This is a genomic window from Paraburkholderia sp. SIMBA_027, from assembly GCF_046535315.1.
GTDB classification, from domain to species: Bacteria; Pseudomonadota; Gammaproteobacteria; order Burkholderiales; family Burkholderiaceae; genus Paraburkholderia; species Paraburkholderia tropica.
Genome location: NZ_JAWRWY010001154.1, coordinates 1 through 253 on the forward strand (window position 1 = coordinate 1; position 253 = coordinate 253).

1 protein-coding gene is annotated in these 253 nt (G+C 39.9%); it reads right to left on the reverse strand.

Features of this window, described 5'->3' with window-relative positions:
• The coding region (locus SB764_RS42760; protein ID WP_410867144.1) for an N-acetylmuramoyl-L-alanine amidase family protein at positions 1-253 on the reverse strand (253 nt) is incomplete at both ends.

Genomic DNA, 253 nt, shown 5'->3' on the forward strand with positions numbered 1-253 from the left:
ATTGATGGCTGCAGCTGCCTTTTCCTTATAGGATGCTTGCTTTAATTTACTTGCATCAGACGGATTCGTAATAAAAGCCGTCTCTACTAATACACTAGGCATTTTGGAATACTTAATGACATAAAACGGAGCTGTTTTAACCTCTCTGTCTCTTGTTTTTAATGCATTAACAACCCTAGGCTGAATTTGTCCTGCCAGGCGTTTGCTTGCAGCAGCTTGATATGTCTCATCATAGTAGGTTTCAGTTCCGTTT